The organism is Comamonas sp. MYb21 (assembly GCF_037479395.1).
Lineage (GTDB): Bacteria > Pseudomonadota > Gammaproteobacteria > Burkholderiales > Burkholderiaceae_C > Comamonas.
The window spans coordinates 141,843-156,425 of sequence record NZ_JBBGZC010000008.1; the positions used below are offsets into that span (position 1 = coordinate 141,843).

Annotated in this window: 10 protein-coding genes; 6 read left to right on the forward strand and 4 right to left on the reverse strand. The window is 66.2% G+C overall.

All coding sequences use genetic code 11. The features are described 5' to 3' along the window. The first annotated feature begins 82 nt into the window (after positions 1 to 82). The 3 genes from gcvP to WH367_RS13430 all read left to right on the forward strand — a co-directional run bounded on the left by gcvP (position 83) and on the right by WH367_RS13430 (position 6,093). On the forward strand, positions 83 to 2,983 hold the full coding sequence (gene gcvP / locus WH367_RS13420) for an aminomethyl-transferring glycine dehydrogenase (protein ID WP_339536510.1): 2,901 nt from the start codon (positions 83 to 85) through the stop codon (positions 2,981 to 2,983). Positions 2,984 to 3,102: 119 nt separating this feature from the next. After that, positions 3,103 to 3,855, forward strand: a complete 753-nt coding sequence (locus WH367_RS13425) for a sulfite exporter TauE/SafE family protein (protein WP_021028597.1) — start codon at positions 3,103 to 3,105, stop codon at positions 3,853 to 3,855. Between the two features lie 219 nt (positions 3,856 to 4,074). Beyond that, positions 4,075 to 6,093 (forward strand): diguanylate cyclase domain-containing protein, encoded by a 2,019-nt coding sequence (locus tag WH367_RS13430; RefSeq protein WP_158400623.1) that lies wholly within the window; start codon positions 4,075 to 4,077, stop codon positions 6,091 to 6,093. An 88-nt stretch (positions 6,094 to 6,181) separates the two neighbouring features. On the opposite strand, the gene mltG is transcribed toward WH367_RS13430, so the two are convergent. Further along, the gene (gene mltG / locus WH367_RS13435; RefSeq protein WP_339536511.1) at positions 6,182 to 7,156 is read right to left on the reverse strand and encodes an endolytic transglycosylase MltG; all 975 of its coding nucleotides are present in this window, start codon (positions 7,154 to 7,156) and stop codon (positions 6,182 to 6,184) included. Between the two features lie 61 nt (positions 7,157 to 7,217). On the opposite strand from mltG, the gene ygfZ reads away from it, so the two are divergent. Then, on the forward strand, positions 7,218 to 8,138 hold the full coding sequence (gene ygfZ / locus WH367_RS13440; protein ID WP_339536512.1) for a CAF17-like 4Fe-4S cluster assembly/insertion protein YgfZ: 921 nt from the start codon (positions 7,218 to 7,220) through the stop codon (positions 8,136 to 8,138). 316 nt (positions 8,139 to 8,454) lie between these two features. On the opposite strand, the gene WH367_RS13445 is transcribed toward ygfZ, so the two are convergent. The 3 genes from WH367_RS13445 to WH367_RS13455 form a co-directional block, all read right to left on the reverse strand. Next, positions 8,455 to 9,363 (reverse strand): YbgC/FadM family acyl-CoA thioesterase, encoded by a 909-nt coding sequence (locus WH367_RS13445; protein ID WP_339536513.1) that lies wholly within the window; start codon positions 9,361 to 9,363, stop codon positions 8,455 to 8,457. Between the two features lie 59 nt (positions 9,364 to 9,422). Further along, positions 9,423 to 10,337: an alpha/beta hydrolase gene (locus WH367_RS13450; RefSeq protein WP_339536597.1), complete on the reverse strand. Its 915-nt coding sequence runs from the start codon at positions 10,335 to 10,337 to the stop codon at positions 9,423 to 9,425. 247 nt (positions 10,338 to 10,584) lie between these two features. Further along, entirely contained in the window at positions 10,585 to 11,472 is an 888-nt protein-coding gene (locus WH367_RS13455; RefSeq protein ID WP_339536514.1) for a 2-keto-4-pentenoate hydratase, read from the reverse strand. 405 nt (positions 11,473 to 11,877) lie between these two features. Here WH367_RS13455 and WH367_RS13460 point away from each other — a divergent pair, with 405 nt between their 5' ends. Beyond that, positions 11,878 to 12,408 (forward strand): putative signal transducing protein, encoded by a 531-nt coding sequence (locus WH367_RS13460; RefSeq protein WP_339536515.1) that lies wholly within the window; start codon positions 11,878 to 11,880, stop codon positions 12,406 to 12,408. A gap of 278 nt (positions 12,409 to 12,686) precedes the next feature. Then, entirely contained in the window at positions 12,687 to 14,543 is a 1,857-nt protein-coding gene (locus WH367_RS13465; protein ID WP_339536516.1) for an AMP-dependent synthetase/ligase, read from the forward strand. Positions 14,544 to 14,583 lie beyond the last annotated feature (40 nt).

Here is a 14,583-nt window from a genome sequence, read left to right on the forward strand (position 1 = left end):
GGCTGACCCACTTTTTTCCTCGCTGCCAGCGCTCTTTGATACCGCGCCAGCCCCAACCCCTCCATTTACACCGCCTCGGACCATGCTGATGCCCTCCAAAGAGCCCCTCGCCGCGCTGGAAAACGCCAGTGAATTCATCGCCCGCCACATTGGCCCCGGCAGCGCCGACGAGGCCAGCATGCTGGCGGCCCTGGGCCTGCCCTCGCTCGACGCATTGATCGAGAAGGTGCTGCCCGCCTCCATCGTGCGCAGCAAGCCGATGGACCTGCCCGAGCCCGTGACCGAAGCGGCCGCGCTGGCCGAGCTCAAGGTCCTGGCCAGCAAGAACCAGGTGCTCAAGAGCTTTATCGGCCAGGGCTACTACGGCACTTTCACGCCCGGCGTGATTTTGCGCAATATCCTCGAGAACCCCGCCTGGTACACCGCCTACACGCCCTACCAGGCCGAAATCTCGCAAGGCCGCATGGAAGCGCTGGTCAACTTCCAGACCATGGTCTGCGACCTGACCGGCATGCCCATCGCCAATGCCTCGATGCTGGACGAAGCCACGGCAGCTGCTGAGGCCATGACCCTGGCCAAGCGCTCGGTCAAGTCCAAGAGCAACCGCATTGTGCTGGCCGGTGACCTGCACCCCCAGACCATCGAAGTCATCCAGACCCGTGCCGCGCCACTGGGCCTGGAGGTGCTGGTGGCCAACAGCAAGGACGAATGGGAATCGGCCCTGGCCGGCGAGCTGTTTGCCGCCGTCATCCAGTACCCGGCCTCAAGCGGCTGGATTGTGGACTGGAAGGCCGACGTCGATGCCATCCATGCCAAGCAGGCCGCCGCGATTGTGGCCACCGATCTGCTGGCGCTGACCCTGCTCACGCCGCCTGGCGAATGGGGTGCCGACATCGTCGTGGGCAACAGCCAGCGCTTTGGCATGCCCATGGGCGCCGGCGGCCCGCACGCCGCCTTCATGGCCTGCCGCGATGACTACAAGCGCTCGCTGCCAGGCCGCCTGGTTGGCGTCAGCGTCGATGTGCATGGCAACCCGGCCTACCGCCTGGCGCTGCAGACGCGCGAGCAGCATATCCGCCGCGAAAAGGCCACCTCCAATATCTGTACCGCCCAGGTGCTGCCCGCAGTGATTGCCAGCATGTACGCGGTCTACCATGGCCCGGCCGGCCTCAAGCGCATTGCCCAGCGCGTGGCACGCCTGACCGCTATCCTCAGCCGTGGCCTGGCGGCGCTGGGCTTTAGCGCCCGCCACCATGACAGCGCTTTCGACACCTTGTCGCTGCACACCAAGGAAGCCACCGACGCCATCCTGGCGCGCGCACTGGCCCAGGGCGCCAACCTGCGCAAGGCCTGGGGCGAGTACCTGTGCATCAGCCTAGACGAAACCTCCAGCCGCGCCGATGTGGAACTGATCTGGAGCATCTTCGCCCAGCCCGGCCAGGCCCTGCCCAACATCGAGGCCATGGACGAAGGCAGCACCTCGCTGATCCCCGAAGCACTGCAGCGCACCAGCACCTACCTGACCCACCCGGTGTTCAACACCCACCATTCCGAGACCGCGATGCTGCGCTACATCCGCAGCCTGTCGGACAAGGACCTGGCGCTCGACCGCAGCATGATCCCGCTGGGCAGCTGCACGATGAAGCTCAACGCGACCAGCGAGATGATCCCCATCACCTGGCCCGAGTTTGCCAACATGCACCCCTTTGCCCCGGCCGACCAGCTGCAAGGCTATGCGCTGCTCGATGCCCAGCTGCGCGAATGGCTGTGCCAGGCCACCGGCTACGCCGGCATCAGCCTGCAGCCCAATGCGGGCTCGCAAGGCGAGTACGCCGGCCTGCTCGCCATCAAGGCCTACCACGCCTCCAAGGGCGAGGCGCACCGCAATATCTGCCTGATCCCCAGCAGCGCCCACGGCACCAACCCGGCCAGCGCGCAGATGGTGGGTCTGCAGGTGGTGGTCACCAAGTGCGATGAGAACGGCAATGTGGACATGGCGGACCTGCAACTGGCCTGCGAGAAGCACAGCGCCAACCTGGCCTGCATCATGATCACCTACCCCAGCACGCACGGCGTGTTCGAGACCCAGGTGAAGGAGCTGTGCCAGCTGGTGCACAGCCATGGCGGCCGCGTCTATGTGGACGGCGCGAACATGAACGCCCAGGTCGGCCTGGCCGCACCGGGCGAATTCGGCGGCGATGTCAGCCACCTGAACCTGCACAAGACCTTCTGCATTCCCCACGGCGGTGGCGGCCCGGGCGTCGGTCCCGTCTGTGTGGTCGAAGACCTGGTGCCCTTCCTGCCCGGCCATGCCACGGCGGGTGTGCCCGGCAAGGTGGGCGCTGTCAGCGCCGCGCCGCTGGGCAATGCCGCCGTGCTGCCGATCAGCTGGATGTACATCCGCATGATGGGCGAGCCCGGCCTCAAGCGCGCCACCGAGACGGCGATCCTGAACGCCAACTACATCAGCAAGCGCCTCGAAGCCCACTTCCCGACCCTGTACGCCGGTGAGCACGGCCATGTGGCCCACGAGTGCATTCTGGATCTGCGCCACTTCAAGGACAGCTGCGGCGTGATGGCCGAGGACGTCGCCAAGCGCCTGATCGACTACGGCTTCCATGCGCCGACCTTGTCGTTCCCGGTGCCCAATACCTTGATGGTCGAGCCCACCGAGAGCGAGAGCCTCTACGAGCTGGACCGCTTCATCGCAGCGATGATCGCCATCCGTGGCGAGATCGCCGAGATCGAAGCGGGCCGTGCCGCGCAGGATGACAACCTGCTCAAGAACGCGCCCCACACCGCCGAGACCCTGCTGGCCAGCGACTGGAGCCATGGCTACAGCCGCGAGGCTGCCGCCTACCCGGTGCCTGCGCTGCGCCGCGCCAAGTACTGGAGCCCCGTGGGCCGTGTCGACAACGTCTATGGCGACCGCAACCTGTTTTGCAGCTGCGTGCCGCTGGACAGCTACGGCACCTCGGCTTAAGTCTTAAGATAGCCTTCGGGCTTCTTCCGAAGCGACCCCAGCGGGTCGCTTTTTTACGCCTCTTCCTCCATCAGCAAAAATCAGCCCGGGACTGCACCCGAGCGCGGAGACTTCTTGGCATGGACAGCATCCTCATCATCGTCATGGGCGCAGCGCTCGCCGGCTTTGTGCAGGGCCTCTCGGGCTTTGGCTACAGCATGACGGCCATGGCTCTGTGGGCCTGGACCCTGGAGCCCTCGCTCGCGGCGGTGCTGGCGGTGTTTGGTGGTCTGTGCGGGCAGATCATCCAGGCGCTCAAGGTGCGGCGCGGTTTTGACGGCCGCATGCTCTGGCCCTTCTTGCTGGGGGGGCTGTGCGGCCTGCCGCTGGGCCTGCAGCTGCTGCCCATGCTCGATGCCCAGCTGTTCAAGACCGTGCTGGGCGCGTTGCTGGTCCTCTTCTGCCCGCTGATGGCCTTCTCCCACCGGCTGGGGGGCATCGCATCGGGGCGGCTCAGCCAGGGCCCCGGGCGTGCGCTGGCCAATGGGCTGGCGGGGCTGGCCGGCGGGGCCATGGCGGCGCTGGGTGGTTTTTCGGGCGTGGTGCCCACCTTGTGGTGCCAGATCACCGGCATGGCGCGCGACACCCAGCGCCAGGTGATCCAGAACTTCAACCTCACGATGCTGGCCGTCACCTTTGCCAGCTATGTGGGCACGGGCCTGGTGAGCCAGCGCATGCTGCCGCAGCTGGCGCTGGCGCTGCCGGCCATGGTGCTGCCCTCGCTGTGGGGGGCGCGGCTCTACGAGCGCATCAGCGATGTGGCCTTCAAGCGCGTGGTGCTGGGCCTGCTGACCCTCGCGGGCTTGGCCATGCTGGCTTCGAACTGGGCTTGACGGGGCTTGGGCTGTTGCGAATAAGTGACAGACCCGGCATCACCCATGCCCGGCCTCTGAGGGACGGGCAAAGCACTCCTATAACAATTGTCAGAGTCCCTCGCTGGCGCTGAAAAAGCCCAGGGCCAGCCCCGATAATCCAGTCGGCCTCTCTCCAGCCCAGGCCAGACCGGTGTCCGCATCTGGCCCTGCGCCATGGGAAAGGACACACCCCAACCCATGCCCGCACGACACCCCCAGACCCTTTTGCCCGCTGAAGGAATGGACACCAATGGCCCAGCCCTGGAGTCCATGGTGGCCGGTGCGCGCTCGCTGAGCACCTACCTGGTGCTGCTGATGCTGGCAGCGGCGCTGCCCATCTTGGCCGCGGGCATCTACACGGTGCAGCATGTGGCCCAGTCCTACCGGGACAGCAGCCTCAACCGCATGCTCGACATCACCAGCAACCTGGGCCAGGCAGCCGAGTCCGACCTGCTCAACCGCGCCAGCATGCTGCAGTCCTTTGCGGCAGATGGCAACTTCTCCTCGCCCCGCGCGCTGGACCGCTGGCTGCGCCTCACTGGCATGGCGGCGCCCAGCAGCCTGGTGCTGCTGCGCCCGGGCCAGGAGCAGCCCGACATGGCCTCGTCGGCAGCGCCCGCGCTGCTGCCGATCCAGCGGGCGCTGGCCGATGAGGCACTGCGCAGCAGTGCGCCGGCTTTTTCACAGCTTTTCTTCCAGGACGGCCAGGCGGCAGTGGCGATGGCGGTGCGCGTGGCCGCTGCATCGCCCCAGGTGCTGGTGCTGACCACGCCACCGGCCGAGGTGGTGAGCATCGCGCCCAGCCAGACCAGCGATAGCGTGCTGATGGCCATCACCGATGGCGAGGGCCGGATACTGGCGCGCTCGGCCCATGCCGAGCGCTTTATCGGCACCACCGTGCCCGACTGGGCCAGGCTGCAGGCCGTGGGTGCCCACCGGGGCAGCTTCGAGGCCCTGCGTGCCGATGGCGGCCAGGTGATCTTCAGCTTCTACCAACTGCCCAAGACGCCCGGCTGGGTGGTGGTCGCCGGTGAACCATTGCAAGCCTTCAACGCCCGCTGGCAAACGCCGGTCATCCATATCGTGCTGGCCAGCCTGTCCGCGCTGGCCATTGCGGGCCTGCTCTGCGCCTGGGTCTCACGCCAGTTGCTGCGCCCCATCCGCCAGCTGACCATCAGCACGCGCACCGGCGCGTCCTATGCCGCAGCCACCGGCGACGGCCAGGTGCTGGTGGTGCAGGAGTATGAAATCCTGCGCCAGAGCCTCAGCCGTGCACGCGCGCGCATCGAGTCGACCTTGGCCGCACAAAAACAGGTGGCCGCTGCGCTGGCCGCCAGTGAGCAGCGCGCCCGCACCTTGGCCCATGCCGGCGCGTCGGTGCAGTGGAGCCTCGATGCCAAAGGCCGCGCGCTGTCCATCGTCGGTTGGCAGGCCCTGGGTGGCGCGCCCGATGCGCAGGCACTGCAGCTGGGCTGGCTGCGCCATGTGCACCCCGAAGACGCCGCGCAGCTGCAAAACCAGGCCGTGCCGCTGTTGACCGACCACCGCCACACCTTGGATGTGGAGTTGCGCCTGCGCACCCAGGACGGCGCCTGGCGCTGGATGCGCGCCCGGGGCGCCGCGATTGTGGATGAGCAGCAGCGCATCAGCGAATGGCTGGGCGTGCTCGAAGACGTGGACGACCGCAAGCGTGCGCAGGCCGAGGTCGCCTACCTGGCGCTGCACGACCCGCTCACCGGCCTGCCCAACCGCAGCCTGCTGCAAAAGCCGATCTGCACGCCAGGCGGCACCGCTGGCGCCTTGCTGTATCTGGATCTGGACCGCTTCAAACAGGTCAATGACACCCTCGGCCACGCCACCGGCGACGCGCTGCTGTGCGCGGTGGCCGAGCGCCTGCGTGAGCTGCTGCGCGACACCGACCTGGTGGTGCGCATGGGCGGTGACGAATTTTGCATCGTGCAAAACGCCTCCTCGGCACAAGCCGCTGCCAGCCTGGCCCAGCGGGTGATCGACAAGCTCAGTGCCGACTATGTGATCGAAGGCCAGCGGGTCAGCATTGGTGTGTCCGTGGGCATCGCGCTGCTGACCCAGCCCTCTGACACGCAAGACCCGGACGGCCTGCTGCGCAAGGCCGACAGGGCGCTCTACCAGGCCAAGCAGCAAGGCCGGGGGCGCTATGCGTTCTACACCGAGGCGCTGGGCAGCAGCAGCCCATAACACGCAGGCCCCCTGCCCGCGCTGAAACGAAAAAGCCAGCGCTATGGCTGGCTTCTCTCATCGGTCCGGCTGGCGCCAGTGCCCGCGACTACTTGCCACGGATATAGGTGTTCACCGCGCGGTTGTGCTCGTCCAGGCTCTGGCTGAAATGGCTGCTGCCATCGCCCTTGGCGACAAAGTACAGCGCCTTGGTGTTCTCGGGCTGGATGGCGGCCATCAGCGAGGCCTTGCCGGGCATGGCGATCGGCGTGGGCGGCAAGCCGGCGCGGGTATAGGTGTTCCAGGGCGTATCGGTCTGCAGGTCGCGCTTGCGCAGATTGCCATCGAATTTTTCACCCAGGCCGTAGATGACGGTCGGGTCCGTCTGCAGCAGCATGCCGATGCGCAGGCGGTTGATGAAAACCCCTGCCACCATCGCCCGGTCCTCGGCTCGTCCGGTTTCCTTCTCGACAATGCTGGCTAGCGTCAGCAAATCCTGCGGGCTCTTGAGCGGGCTGTCCGAGGGATTGAGCGACCAGACCGCTTCGAGCCGCTTGTCCATCGCCAGCATCGCGCGGCGCATCAAGGCCAGATCGCTGCTGCCCTTGGAAAACGCATAGGTATCGGGGAAAAACCGGCCTTCGGCCGGCATATCGGGCCGGCCCAGCGCTGCCATGATCTCCTCGGGCGTCATGGCTGCCGTGTCGTGGCGCAGGTGCTCTTCCTTGGCCAGGGCCGCACGCACCTGGCGCAGGTTCCAGCCTTCGACAATGGTCAGCACGCGCTGGCTGTCTTCACCGCGCACCAGGCGCGCCAGCAGGCTGCGCGGCGAGGTACCGGCGGGTATCTCGTAGTTGCCCGCGCGGATCTTGCGGTCCTGGCCCGAGAGGCGGAACCACCAGTACAGCAGCTCCGGATTCACCTCGATGCCCACGGCCTGCACCGCCTGGGCCACCGCACGCGGCGAGGTGCCCGGCTCAATCTCCAGCTCTGCGGTGCTGCCGCCTTTGCCCAGGGCCAGCGGCTGGTTCAACCAGACATAGCCCGCACCGGCAGCGGCCAGTGCCAGCACAACAATCAACATGAATAAACGCTTCACAACCCTACCGCCTCCGTGCAATGGAGCGAGCATCATAATTCACCCCATGACTCAAGCATTACAGGGACACCTTTCGCTCCAGCATTTGGGCGTAATCCGCGCCGAGGGCGCCGATGCCGCCAGCTTCTTGCAGGGCCAGCTCAGCCATGATGTGCAGTTGCTGCCCGTGGGCCAGGCCAGGCTGGCGGCCTTTCTGTCGGCCAAGGGCCGCATGCAGGCCAGCTTTATTGTGATCAAACGCAGCGCAGACGAGTTCTGGCTGCTCACCAGCCGCGATGTGCTGCCCGCTACGCTCAAGCGTCTGTCGATGTTTGTGCTGCGCGCCAAGTGCAAGCTCAGCGATGCGACCGAGGCCGTGCAACTGCTGGGCCTGGCCGGTGATGCCGTGCCCGCCGAAGCGCGCAACCTGGCGCCCTGGCAAGTGCTTGCGCTGGAGGATGCTTCCGTGGTGCGCCTCTATGCCGCAGACGGCGAGAGCCGTGCGCTACTCGCCGCCCCTGCGGGCAGCACCCTGCCCGCGCAGGCCACGGCCAGCCCCGCCATCAGCGCCGAGGCCTGGCAGCTGTCCATGGTGCAAGCCGGTGTGCCACTGATCACCACACCAGTGGTCGATGCCTTTGTGCCCCAGATGCTGAACTTTGAATCGGTCGACGGTGTGAGCTTCAAAAAAGGCTGCTACCCCGGCCAGGAAGTGGTGGCACGCAGCCAGTTCCGCGGCACCCTCAAGCGCCGCATGTACCGGCTCGCCTCGGCCGCGCAGCCCCAGCCGGGCCAGGAGGTCTTTGCCGCCAGCGACGACAGCCAGCCGGTGGGCACCGTGGTTCAGGCCGCTGCCAGCGCATCGGGCTTTGAGGCCCTGGTCTCGATGCAGATTGCGGCCGCCAGTGAGCCGCTGCACCTGGGCAGCAGCACCGGCGCGGCCCTGCAGCTGCTCAGCCTGCCCTATGCGCTGAAGGAAGACATCTGAGCGCGTATTTGTTATCTCCCAAGACAGTAGTAACTGTCTGCTTCATCACAAATACGACAATTTCTCAGGCCAAAAGAGCGCCCCGGCAGCCGTTACAGAATTTTTATGGCATTTGCGCCGTAATTTGCTAAAATTGCAGGACTTTGCAAGCAGGAGCCGTTCAAGCAGCCTCTGCAAGCATGACGGAACAACTACTCAAGCGCATCTTGACCATCACACTTGCCGGGTCTGGGAAACCAGACCCGGCTTTTTATTGGCCAAATTATCGAACCTCTGCATAGGGCCATTGGCAAGACCTGGGGGGCCCCGCCCTCGGTCAGCGCAGGGTTTTCTGCATCGAGATATGGGCGATGCCCGCTTCCTCGTAGGGCTCACCGACCACCGTGAAGCCGGCGCGGCGGTAGAAGTTCTCGGCCGTGCGCTGCGCATGCAGCTCCACCTGCCGCTTGCCCTGGCGCGCGGCGGCATCCACCAAGGCATCGAGCACCTGGCGGCCCAGGCTACCACCGCGCAGTGGCTTGGCCACGGCCATGCGGCCAATGCGCATCCCATCGGCACGGTGCTCGTCCTGCGCGCTGGGCAGCATGCGGCCGGTGGCCACGCACATGCCCAGGCCATTGAGCGCCACCGCATGCAGCGCGCTCACATCAAAGGCATCGGCCTCGATCTCGGCAGGAATGCCCTGCTCGCGCACAAAGACCTGCATGCGCAGGCGCATCGCCTCCTGGCCCAGCACATTCCAGCTGCCGGTCTTCAACTCCACCATCTCTTCGCCCGCTTCAAAGCGCTGCACCATGCGGCGGTAGGCCTCGGGCAGCGGCTGGGGCTGCTGCGCGCTGTCGGCAAACACATAGACCATCGTCGCCGTCGCCAGCAACTTGCCCGCACAGTAGATGGCCGCCTCGTACTGCACCGAGGTGTTGCCCAGCTTGGCCACGCGCAGGCCGATGTCGATCACATCGTCCAGGCGCGCCGAGGCATGGAACTCCAGCTGCGAGGCGCGCAGGAACAGCTCGCCGCCCAGGCGCTGCATGCCCTCCTCGTAAGGCACGGCCAGCTGGCGCCAGTACTCGGACATCGCAATGTCCACATAGCTCAGGTAATGGGCGTTGAAGACCACTTTCTGCAGATCGACCTCGGACCAGCGCACGCGCTGGCGGCTGCGGCAGCGAAAATCTGCCAGGCTGGTGGCGGGGGTGTCGAACAGGGTCTGGGAGTTGCTCATGGTGTTGTCGGTATTCTAAAAATTGGCCATCAAGAAACGGGCTGGCTGCAGCGCCGCGCTCAGTCAAAGGCTGCGCGCAGCGCCTGGGCCATCTGCGCATGGCAGGCCCGCGCTTCCTTGAGCGCGCGGCCCATTTTCACAAACTCATGGGCGACGCCGGCATAGGTGTGCAGCTCCACATCGACGCCGGCAGCGCGCAAGCGCTCGGCATACATGACGCCCTCGTCCACCAGCGAATCGCATTGCGCCAGGTGGATGCTGGCAGGGGCCAGGCCGCGCAGATCGGGTGCCAGCAAGGGCGCAAAGCGCCAGTCGTCGCGGTCGGTCAGCGTGCGCAGGTAGTTGCTGAACATCCAGCTGATCATCGGCTTGGTCAGAATCGGCCCCTGGCTGTAGCGCGCATGCGAGGGCGTATCCTGGTGCGCCGCACAACCGGGGTAGATCAGCAGCTGCAAGGCCAGGTCGATACCGGCATCACGCGCAAGAATCGCATTGACCGCGGCCAAGGTGCCGCCTGCGCTGTCGCCGCCCACGGCCAGGCGGCCGGTATCGGCCCCCAGCGCCACGCCTTCGGCCGCCAGCCACTGCAGGGCATCCCAGGCATCGTTGCTGGCGGTGGGAAAGCGGTGTTCGGGCGCCAGGCGGTAGTCCACCGAGACGACCATGCAGCCAGCCAGGTGGGCCAGCTCGCGGCACAGCGTGTCATGCGTGTCCACGCTGCCAATCGTAAAGCCCCCGCCATGGGTGAAGAGCAAGACCGGCTGCAGCGGGTCCCAGCTGGCGGCGTAGAGCCGCGCCGGAATCTGAAAACCATCGCGCGCAGGGATATGCAAGTCCTCAACGCGCGCAAGCTCGGGCTTGGCAATCTCCAGCACCCCGGCGCCAATGCCGTAGGCCTGGCGCGCCTCTTGCACCGTCATTTCCCACATGGGGGTGTGCTGGGCGCGGGCCATGCGCTCGACCACGCTGCGCATCGTGGGCGTCAGCTCGGCGATCACATCGGCAGGCATGGACAGTTCGGCGGGGAGATGGGCTTTGGAGCGGGGTGAGGCGTCAGACATATATCGTTGCCCAGCCAGCCGGCATGGGCGCAATTGGGGAACAGGGCCGGCTGATTATCAGCCATTGCCCATTCACAACGGGGCATGTCGGTCACCCAGGTAAAAAGGCCCTGCCAACTTGACAGAGCCCTCCTTCACAGATGCCGGATGCCGAGCTTAGCTACTCGAAGCGCAGCTCCACCGGCTGCGCACCGTCCAGCCCCTTGTACTCCACCCGGATCTGCTGGCCGGGCTGGGGCGGCATCAAGGCCGAGTACGAACCCAGGCTGATCCAGTCGCCCACCTTGAGCCGCTGCCCTTCGGCCTGGAGGGCTTGCGCGAGCCAGACCACGGCATTGAGCGGCTGGCCCATCAGGTCGCCGCCGCGCCCGCCACCCAGCCGCGCGCCGCTCTGGTCGGTGATATCGACCTGCATGCTCTGCAGCGCATTCAACAGCGCATAGCGCTCGGCGCGGAACTGGGGCACGGGCATCGCGCTGCCCATCACGCCCATGCGCGCGCCTACGTTCATCGCCTCGACGGCCGCGCCATCGAGCTGGGCGGGGTTCTCCACCACCAGGTCTGGCAATTCGACAAAGGGGACGATGCGGTCGATGTTGTTGAGCACCTGCAGCGGCGTAGTCGCACGGTTGATGGCACTGCTGGAGACGCGCACCAGCATGTCCGCCTCAAACATCGGCCGCGCGCCAAAGGCGGCAGGTACGGTGCTGCGGTTGGGCAGCAGGGCGCCCTCGTACAGCACACCCCATACCGGCTTGTCGGTCTGAAAGCGCTTTTGCATTGCCGCGCTGGTCAGCCCGGCCTTGTAGCCAATGGGCTTTTTGCCCTGGGCCAGCCAGGCGGCATTGAGCTTGTTGCGGCTGCATTTGCCATCGGCCTCGGTCATCGCGGCGGCCGGCGGCACGGGCTGCTTGGCCTCATAGGCCTGCAGCCACTGCGCGACCTGGGCGTCATCGAGGCAAGCGGCCTGGGCCATGCCAGCGCCGGCAGCCAAGCCAGTGGCCAGCCAGAGGGGGGAGAGACGAAAACGCCAAGCAGGGTGCATCATCCAAAGTCTCCTGTTCCAAGTACCTGTTCTGAATGCGGCCAGAGAACCTGTCTACGATCTCAGAGACCGCCCCGGACACCAACATACCACCCCCCTCGCCCGCCCCGACTAGGGAAAGCGCGCAGCCCGCCCGGCCGGGCGCCCATGGGGCCCCTTTTGCTTGATGCAGGTCATGCCGCCATAGCCACAAAGCAACAGACGCTATAGTATTTGCAGGACCAAGGGACCCTCTGCAAAACTCCCTGCCGTGGTCTAAACGCGGACTCGGGCGATCCGCTGCGTTGTCTTCCTTGTCAATAGCTCGCTATTGACTGCAAAAGACGCCTTGCGCCTCATCCCGATCCGCGTCCATCCCATTGGGCGAGGATTTTGCAGAGGATCCCTAGCCACAACAGGAGACCCAACATGCGCACTGTTTATGAGCCGGCCAGCGCCGTGCAAGCCCATGTTCTGCAGGACGTGCTGCGCCAGCACGGCATCAGCAGCTTTGTCAGCGGCGAGCACCTGCAAGGCGCGATCGGCGAGCTGCCCGCCGGCAGCCTGGTGCGTCTGCTGGTCGACGACGCCGACTGGGCCGCCGCACGCCGCGCGCTGGAGGAATGGGAGCGCGCACCGCTGATCGACGATGCCGAGCTGGCGCAGGCCGATCCCAGCCTGGCCGATCAGCCGCAGCCAGGGCCCGCCCATGAACCGCGCTTTGACCTGGCCTGTGATCCGGGCGCGGACACGAGCGCTCCAGGTCGCTACAGCGACGCCGCCCGTTGGTACCCCTGCTGGTGGGCCGCCGGCGCCGCACTGCTGGCGCTGTGCCTGCATTACCTGCTGGGCGGCGTGCCCCAGGCCGATGCCGCTGGCAGCGGCGGCGCTGCCGGGCAGACCCAGCAGGCGCCCGATGCCGCGCCCGCCCAGCGCGAAGACCCGCCAGCAGCGCCCTAGGGCAGCCGCTGAGCGGCGACTGCAGCTCCTGCAACGACTGCAGCGACTGGTCTGCCCCTGCCTACCTCGCCCGTTGCGCGCGCAATAAAAGTATCAAATATTGATACCCATGCGGTATAAAAATCGCATACACCGCCAAATATCTGCAGCTGCCGCCGCGCACTGCAGACAATCGCCTCGTTGCAAATCGCTGCAAGCGCGCAGGCCATCCGGCCCGCAAATGGCCCCAACCATGGCGCGCAAATGCGATGATGACGCCCGAGGAGAATGAGAGAGATATGAACGCCCAACTTCCAGCGCCGCTGGCCCCTGAGCTCAGCGCCCTGACCACCCTGCCCGCGCTGTTTGCCTACCGCTGCAACCACAGCCCTGAACGTGAAGCCTACCGCTGGTTTGATACCGCAACCGATGCCTGGCAATCGTTCAGCTGGGCAGAGATGCAGGCCCAGGTGACACGCTGGGGCCAGGCGCTGCAAGGCCTGCAGCTGGCACGCGGCGCACGCATTGCCACCTTGCTCACACACAGTGTCCATGCCATCTGCATCGACCAGGCCGGCATGGCCCAGGCCTGCGCCACCGTGCCGCTGCATGCCAATGACAACCCCGGCAATATCGCCTTTATCCTGGCCGATGCGGCCGCCTCGCTGCTGCTCATCAACCGCTTGGAGACCTGGGAGCAGATCGTGGCGACTGGCACGCCGCTGCCCGCCCTGCGCTGCGTGGTGATCGATGACCCGCAGCAAGCGGCGATCCCGGTATTGGCCGGCAGCGAAGGTCTGCCGCGCCTGGTCCGTCTGCAGGACTGGCTGGCCGAGGCCGATGGCAACAGCACCCCATCGCAAGCACGCCAAGCGCCAGAAGCGCAGGACATGGCTGCCATCGTTTACACCAGCGGCACCACCGGCAAGCCCAAGGGTGTGATGCTGAGCCACCACAATGTGCTGAGCGACGTCAAGGCCGTGCTCGGCCGCGTCGTGCCAACGCAGGACGATGTCTTTCTGTCCTTTCTGCCGGTCTCGCACACCTTTGAGCGCAGCTGCGGCTACTACCTGCCGATGGCAGTGGCCAGCACGGTGGTCTATGCCCGCTCGGTCGCGCTGCTGGCCGAGGACATGCTCAGCATCCGCCCGACCATCCTCGTCTCCGTACCCCGCATCTACGAACGCATCTACGCCAAGATCCAGGAAAAGCTGGCCAGGTCGGCCTTCAAGCGCGCGCTGTTTGCAGCCGCCGTCTCCAAAGGCTGGGCCCGCCACTGCCAGGCCCATGGCCTCATCAACACCGACGCACCGCAAGGCGGCTGGGCGCGCTGGCTGCCCTGGTCGCTGCTGCAAAAGAAGGTGGCCCAGCCCATTCTGGATTTGTTTGGCGGCCGGCTGCGCATTGCAGTGACGGGTGGCGCGGCCATCCCCTCGGTGGTGTCGCACAGCTTTTTGGGCCTGGGCCTGAATGTGCTGCAGGGCTTTGGCATGACCGAGACCTCGCCAGTGCTGACCGCCAACTCGCTGCAGCACAACGACCCATCGACCGTCGGCAAGCCACTCGATGGCATGGAAGTGCGCATTGGCGAGAACAAGGAGCTGCAGGCACGCGGCCCCAACATCATGATGGGTTACTGGGGTCGCCCGGAGGACACGCGCCAGGCCTTTACCGACGACGGCTGGCTGCGCACCGGCGACCAGGCCGAGCTGGTGGGTGGTGAAGTGCGCATTGTGGGCCGCATCAAGGAGATCATCGTCACGGCCACCGGCGAGAAGGTGCCGCCCTCGGACATCGAGCAGGCGCTCTGCGCCGATCCGCTGTTCGAGCAAAGCTTTGTCGTCGGCGAGCACCAGCCCTTCATCGCCTGCGTCGCCGTCGTCAACCACGAAGAATGGAAGCAGCTGGCCAGCAGCCTGGGCCTGGACCCGGACAACAGCGTCAGCCTGCAGGCCAGCGCCGTGCGCAAGATCGCGCTGGAGCGCATCGCCGCGCAGTGCCAGGGCCTTGCCAAGTATGCGGTGCCGCGCGCCGTCTACCTGGTCACCGATCCCTGGACCATCGACAACGGCCTGATGACCCCGACCTTGAAGCTGCGCCGCCCGCAGCTGATGCACAAGTTCGCCAGCGAAATCGCGAACATCTACGCCAAGTAAATCGCCGCACCTGCATGCAAAAACCGCCGATGCCCTTGGC